Origin of the sequence: Neisseria weixii, assembly GCF_042658245.1 — a bacterium.
Lineage (GTDB): Bacteria > Pseudomonadota > Gammaproteobacteria > Burkholderiales > Neisseriaceae > Neisseria > Neisseria weixii.
Genome location: NZ_JBHSPY010000030.1, coordinates 21,755 through 27,941 on the forward strand (window position 1 = coordinate 21,755; position 6,187 = coordinate 27,941).

Sequence of the window (6,187 nt, forward strand, 5' to 3'; positions counted from 1 at the left end):
AAAAGCCGATTTTTCAAGGTCGGCAAACACAGAGGCCGCCTGAAAAGATTTTTTCAGACGGCCTGCTGTTTAATGCTATAACGCATTATTCGCCGTAATAAGCCTTGGTGAGGATTTCTTCCATATCGGCCACCATCGGCAGGCGCGGGTTGGCGGGCGAGCATTGGTCTTCGTAGGCCATCAGCGCCAGCTCTTTGCGGGCGGCGATAAAGGCTTTTTCGTCGATGCCTTGCTCTTTGAACGACATTTTGATGCCCACTTTGCGTGCCAGCCCGTCGCAGGCTTTGGCAAACGATTCCACGCCTTCGGCCGGTGTGCTGCACGGCAGGCCGAGGGTGCGGGCGATTTCCTGGTATTTCACGTCGGCTTTGTAGTAGTTGTATTTCGGCCATGTGGCGGTTTTCTGCGGGCGCGTGCCGTTGTAGCGGATAACGTGCGGCAGGAAAATCGCGTTGGTGCGGCCGTGGGTGGTGTGGAATTTGCCGCCCACTTTGTGCGACAGCGAGTGGTTGATGCCCAAAAACGAGTTGGCAAAAGCCATGCCGGCGATGGTGGAGGCGTTGTGCATACGTTCGCGGGCTTCGGGGTCGTCGGCACCGTATTTGTAGGAGCGTTCCAAAAATTCAAACACAAGCTTGATGGCTTGCAGCGCCAAACCGTCGGTGAAGTCGTTGGCAAGCACCGAAACATAGGCTTCCACCGCGTGGGTGAGCACGTCCATACCGGTGTCGGCGGTAACGCTGGCGGGCACGGTCATGGTGAACGAAGGATCGACGATGGCGATGGTGGGCGTGAGCGAGTAGTCGGCAATCGGGTATTTTTTTTCGCCGTCGCTAATCACGGTGAACGGCGTTACTTCGGAGCCGGTGCCCGAGGTGGTTGGAATGCCGATAAATTTGGCTTTACGGCCCAATTCGGGGAAGCGGAACGCGCGTTTGCGGATATCCATAAACTTCTGAACCAAATCTTCGAAATCAACCTGCGGTTGTTCGTAGAAGAGCCACATGGCTTTGGCCGCATCCATCGGCGAGCCGCCGCCCAGCGCGATAATGGTGTCGGGCTGGAAACTGCGCATCAGGTCGGTGCCTTTATATACGGTTTGCACGCTGGGGTCGGCTTCCACGTCGGTAAACAGCTGCACGGTCACTTTGTTTTTGCGCAGGTTGAGCTGGCGGGTGATTTTATCGACAAAACCCAAATCCACCATGGAGCGGTCGGTAACGATCATCACTTTTTCGCAATCTTTCATGTCTTGCAGATATTGGATGGAATCACGTTCGAAATAGATTTTGGCGGGCACTTTAAACCATTGCATGTTGTTTCTCCGACGACCTACTTTTTTGATATTTAACAGATTCACGGCGTTAACGTTGCCGCCCACGGAGTTTTTGCCGTAAGAGCCGCAGCCTAAGGTCAGAGAGGGCAGAAACGCGTTATACACATCGCCGATGCCGCCGAACGAAGAGGGCGAGTTCCAAATCACGCGCAGGGCTTTCACGCGCTCGCCGAAGGTTTTCACCAGCTCTTTGTCGGCGGTGTGGATGGCGGCCGAGTGGCCGAGGCCGTCGAATTCCACCATTTGCCCGGAAAATTTCAAACCTGCTTCGGCGCTCTCGGCTTTGAGCATGGCTAATACGGGCGAAAGTTTTTCGCGGGTTAACGGCTCTTTTTTGCCGACTTCGCGACATTCCACCATGATAATGTTGGTTTTTTCGGGCACTTTGAAGCCGGCCTGTTCGGCAATCCAGGCGGCCGATTTGCCCACCACGGCCGCATTGAGTTTGGCACCGGCACAATTTTCACTGTTGGCTTTCACGCCGAAAATAAATTCTTCAAGCAGCGCTTTTTCTTTGGAATTGGCGAAATACACACCGTAGGATTTAAATTCCTCCACCAGTGTTTGATAAATTTCTTTGTCGGCAATCACCGCCTGCTCGCTGGCGCAGATCATGCCGTTGTCGAACGCTTTCGACATCACGATATCGTGGGCGGCCTGTTTGATGTTGGCGGATTTTTCCACATAGGCCGGAACGTTGCCCGCCCCCACGCCGAGCGCGGGTTTGCCGCAGGAATAGGCTGCTTCCACCATCGCATTGCCGCCGGTGGCCAAAATGGTGGCCACACCGGGGTGTTTCATCAGCGAAGACGTGCCTTCCATCGAGGGTTTTTCAATCCATTGGATACAGTTTTCCGGCGCGCCTGCGGCGATGGCGGCATCGCGCACGATTTGCGCGGCGTGGGCGGAACATTGCTGGGCGGAAGGGTGGAAAGAGAAAATAATCGGATTGCGGGTTTTCAGCGCAATCAGGGCTTTGAAAATCGTGGTGGAAGTGGGGTTGGTGGTGGGGATGATGCCGCAGATAACGCCCACCGGGTCGGCGATTTCGGTGATGCCGGTTACGTCGTCTTCGCTAATCACGCCCACGGTTTTCAAATCGCGCAGGCGGCGCACCACGTTTTCGCAGGCAAACAGGTTTTTGGTGGCTTTGTCTTCAAACACGCCGCGGCCGGTTTCTTCCACCGCGTGCATGGCCAGCACGCCGTGTTTGTCGAGCGCGGCAATCGAGGCTTTGGCCACGATATAGTCGATTTGTTCTTGATTGAGCGTGCGGAATTGATCCAGCGCAACCAACCCTTTCTCAACCAAACGGTTGACCTCCGTAACGGCAGGGTTCACGGTAGTATCGGCAGACGCATTCATGATTTTCTCCTGAAAAATTAGTAGGTAATAAAATTTCACTTAAAAGCAGTATAAGTAATATTTTTACCAACATCCTTGATTTACATCATGAAACAGTTTGCTTCATTCAAAAAATAGTGCTTTGTTAAGTGTTTGACATAACAATACTTTTATTTAATTTCGCATGTAGGTTTTGTTTGAAGGAAATATCGCTACAGAACATCTTGAACCATTACTCCAAAATATAAGTTTGAAACGAGCCAATTTCTGTTGTTTTTTTAAACGATGACTCCGCTTGAGATCTTTGTTCTAGAGTTTGAATGCAGTCAGAAGTAAGCAAACGCATAAGCGCAGACATACAGATAAGCAAGTTTTCGAGCAGCGTACAACAAAGAAATGTGCCAAAGATGGCGGTTTTCCAAAGGTATCAGGCCGTCTGAACCCAATCAGGTTTCAGACGGCCTTGAACATTCACTTCAGCGCAGATTAATCGTGACCGATTTCAACGTGCTGTTGTTGGTAACGCACATTAGGCGACAAGATGATTTTGTCGTCGACTTTACCGATGGCTTTTTCATCTTTGCCCGGGTAATCCAAGCTGTGCAGGAAATGGCGGATACAATTCAGACGCGCGCGTTTTTTGTCGTCGGATCGGATAATCGTCCACGGCGCATCACCGGTGTGCGTGTGGAAGAACATGGCATCTTTAGCTTCGGTATAGTCATCCCAACGGTCGAGTGATTGAATATCCACCGGCGAGAGTTTCCAGTGTTTCAACGGGTCGTCGCGACGGGAAATGAAGCGGCGCAGCTGTTCTTCGCGGCTCACCGAAAACCAGAACTTGAACAAATGAATACCGCTGGCCACCAGCATACGTTCGAATTCAGGTGCTTGGCGCATAAACAGCAAATATTCGTTTGGTTCACAGAAACCCATCACCCGCTCGACACCGGCACGGTTGTACCATGAACGGTCGAAAAAAACCATTTCGCCGGCGGTCGGCAGATTGGTGATATAGCGTTGGAAATACCATTGGCCGCGTTCGGTGGTGGTTGGTTTTTCCAAGGCCACCACGCGTGCGCCGCGCGGATTTAAATGCTCCATAAAGCGCTTGATGGTACCGCCCTTACCTGCGGCATCACGGCCTTCAAACAGGCAGACAATGCGCTGGCCGGTTTCTTTGACCCAGCTTTGCACTTTTAATAATTCGATTTGCAGCTTTTTCTTTTCGCGCTCATACACGGCGCGGCGCATACGCTGGCGGTAAGGATAGCTTTCCGGCAATGGCGCGGAATTGGAATCTTCCGAAGTGACCTGACCTTCGTATTCCAACACGGTTTTTTCAAACACTTCCAATTTGTTTTCCGCTACATCGGTTTTCACTTCTTCAAAAGGTTGCAATTGTGTTTCTGTCATCTTAACTCCTATCATGGAAAAGGTTTTTTAGTGGTATGATTTCCTTTCATGCTTATTTTAACGCTTTTCTGCGCCTTCGGCCTACATAATCTTACACATTTATAATGCGTCGGCTTTTTCCTGCTGATTTATGTAAATTTATTGTATAATCAATCTACTTATCTATTGTCATCATGTTTTTTTTCGCACTTCTCGACGACGCGGTTACCGGTCGGGCAAAACTCTATCAAAATCATCAACAAAGCTGTTTTTTACACGCGCACGAGCTCGATACGCTGGATGACCTTTTGCAACAGGGTTGGCAAAACGGCTGGTTTGCGCTGTTGTGTACAGACTACGCTTTCGGCTTGCCGTTATTGAACCTTCCTACCGAACAAAGCGGCTGCTTGGCCGTGCATTGGTTTGCAAGCTGCGAGGCAGTAGCTGCGCCGATATGGCTCGACACGCATTCAGACGGCCTGTTTTGCGGCATCAGCACACCGCAAAACCATGTTTCCCAAGCGGATTACCTGCACGCCGTCACTGAGATTCACGAAGCCATCCGCCGCGGCGACACTTATCAAATCAACTACACCACCCGCCTGCATTTCGATACCTACGGCAATCCGATCGATTTATACCGCCGCTTGCGCCAGCCCGTGCCTTATGCCGCCTTGTGCCACCTGCCCGATTCAGACGGCCTCGATACATGGACTTTGTGTTTTTCGCCCGAGCTTTTCCTCAACATTGCTTCAGACGGCCTCATCACCACCGAACCGATGAAAGGCACGGCACCGATTTTAAACGACGGCGGTGATGCGCAACGCGCTGCCGATTTGCGCAACGACCCCAAAAACCGCGCGGAAAACATCATGATTGTCGATTTGTTGCGCAATGATTTGGGCAAAATCGCGCAAACCGGCTCCGTGCGCGTACCCGAGCCGTTTAAGGTATCGCAGTTCGGCAGCGTGTGGCAGATGACCAGTGCGATCGAAGCACAAGCCCGACCGGGCACCCGCACCGCCGATATTTTCCACGCTGCCTTTCCCTGCGGCTCGATTACCGGTGCGCCCAAACGCATGAGCATGAGCCTGATCGGGCAGCTCGAAACCTCTCCGCGTGGCTTATACACAGGCAGCATCGGTTTTCTCAACCCTTGTACAAGCGGTTTGGGCTTTGAAGGCGTGTTAAACGTGGTGATCCGCACGCTGATACTCAGGCCGTCTGAAAATAGACAATCCGCCGCTGATTTTCACGCTGAATATGGTGTCGGCTCCGGCATTGTCATCGACAGCCAAGCTGAAGCGGAATGGGCGGAATGCGGCTGGAAAGCGCGTTTTCTCACTGATTTGCGACCGGATTTCGGTATTTTTGAAACGCTGCGCGTCGAGCAAAAGCAATGCTCTTTATTGGCGCGGCATTTAGACCGTCTGAACACGTCGGCGCAAGCCTTGAACCTGCCTTTGAATGCGGACTTTGCCGCGCAAATCAATGATTATTTGATGAAAATGCCGTCTGAAACACAACGCTTGAAAATCGCGCTGTTGCCTGAGCATGATGGCGGACTGGTCTTTGCCCACGCGCCATTGGCCGGATTGGTAGGCAAACAGTACGTTATCATCAGCAATCATGCCTTGCCGAATCAGGATATCCTCCGCCGCTTTAAAACCACCCGTCGTGCGCATTTTGACCAGGCGTGGCAACACGTCGCCGAACAAGGGGCATTCGATACCCTGTTCTTCAATTCAGACGGCCTGTTGCTCGAAGGCGGCCGCAGCAATGTGTTCGTTAAAATTGATGGCGCATGGCACACTCCTACTCTGGATTTGGCTATTCTCAACGGTGTAATGCGGCAGGAAGTGTTGGATAATCCGCAGCACCATCTGGACACGGATAAGGTATTCGAAAGCCGCATCACGCGCGATATGCTGCAACGCGCCGAAAAAATTTGCTTAAGCAATGCTTTGCGCGGCTTGTTTGACGTGGATTTAAAATAACACAAGGCCGTCTGAAATATTTCAGACGGCCTGAGACCTTTGCAAAATACCGGCCGTCCCATCCAAACGGTTACCTGAACAATCAGGTAACCGTTTTTTCATTTTCAGACGTGTT

3 protein-coding genes are annotated in these 6,187 nt (G+C 51.7%); 1 reads left to right on the forward strand and 2 read right to left on the reverse strand.

What is annotated here, in order from left to right; all coding sequences use genetic code 11:
- Nucleotides 1-85: 85 nt before the first annotated feature.
- Entirely contained in the window at nucleotides 86-2,701 is a 2,616-nt protein-coding gene (adhE, locus tag ACFPVS_RS11355) for a bifunctional acetaldehyde-CoA/alcohol dehydrogenase (protein ID WP_123804932.1), read from the reverse strand.
- 465 nt (nucleotides 2,702-3,166) lie between these two features.
- On the reverse strand, nucleotides 3,167-4,096 hold the full coding sequence (gene ppk2 / locus ACFPVS_RS11360; RefSeq protein ID WP_096294411.1) for a polyphosphate kinase 2: 930 nt from the start codon (nucleotides 4,094-4,096) through the stop codon (nucleotides 3,167-3,169).
- A 173-nt stretch (nucleotides 4,097-4,269) separates the two neighbouring features.
- On the opposite strand from ppk2, the gene ACFPVS_RS11365 reads away from it, so the two are divergent.
- Nucleotides 4,270-6,072, forward strand: coding sequence for a bifunctional chorismate-binding protein/class IV aminotransferase (locus tag ACFPVS_RS11365; RefSeq protein ID WP_096294410.1), 1,803 nt, complete (start codon nucleotides 4,270-4,272; stop codon nucleotides 6,070-6,072).
- Nucleotides 6,073-6,187: the final 115 nt, after the last annotated feature.

What these genes read in the sequence shown, in the direction of transcription:
- adhE (WP_123804932.1), bottom strand. Translation starts at nt 2,701, where the DNA reads ATGAATGCGTCTGCCGATACTACCGTGAACCCTGCCGTTACGGAGGTC.
- ACFPVS_RS11365 (WP_096294410.1), top strand. Translation starts at nt 4,270, where the DNA reads ATGTTTTTTTTCGCACTTCTCGACGACGCGGTTACCGGTCGGGCAAAA.
- ppk2 (WP_096294411.1), bottom strand. Translation starts at nt 4,096, where the DNA reads ATGACAGAAACACAATTGCAACCTTTTGAAGAAGTGAAAACCGATGTA.